The sequence below is a fragment of the Bartonella sp. AP20NXHL genome, from assembly GCF_042196165.1.
GTDB lineage: Bacteria > Pseudomonadota > Alphaproteobacteria > Rhizobiales > Rhizobiaceae > Bartonella.
Window position 1 is genome coordinate 1 of record NZ_JBHIPV010000108.1, and the last position, 650, is coordinate 650.

1 protein-coding gene is annotated in these 650 nt (G+C 39.4%); it reads right to left on the reverse strand.

Translation table 11 applies throughout. The annotated features are described in order from the left end of the window. On the reverse strand, positions 1 to 650 hold a 650-nt coding region (locus ACFILL_RS09470), incomplete at both ends, for a DUF6990 domain-containing protein (protein WP_375643861.1).

A 650-nucleotide genomic window follows, 5' to 3' on the forward strand; every position in this document is an offset into this window, starting at 1 on the left:
TCGTCGTTATAAAGAATGTCTACTTCACGATCAGCCAATTGATAGCTTGCCATATGGTCATTCTCATTGATTTTCTCAGTTGACCAGCCTAGGCTTTTTAAAAGTGCATGAGCACTTTCCATGGTGAGACGATCATCAGTGTCATCCGCTTCATCCACTTCCTCTGCCGCTTCAACAGCAGTTGTTTTAGAAGCAACAGATGCTGTTTGCGGATCCAAGCTCAAAATCGGAGCGTTTTTAGGAAAACCAGTCCGATAACGGCGTGCAAGAGCAAGGACGTTATCAATAATATGTGCTATGTTTTCCCTTATCAAAGCTGAAAAGTTTTTATCCTTCAAACTTTCCTTATAAAATTTGAGTTTTTCAACATCCCCAATAAGAATAAGTGCAATAAGGTGCAACTTCGCAAAATCATATTCACTGTCTGGGGACAAAGCCGCATAATCATAGATGATTTGATTCACATTTTGTCGATCAGCCCAGCACAAAATATCCGCACTGATCTGTTTCAGCTTGCCTTCATCCAATTCAGTACTAGAAACTGCATAAACTTCTTCTGATTCTTTAAGAACGGTATATTGGGGAGTATTGATGAAAATAGATCGATAAGCTGTAGAAAAACCAAGTGTTGAAAGAGAAACCTTGAAGGT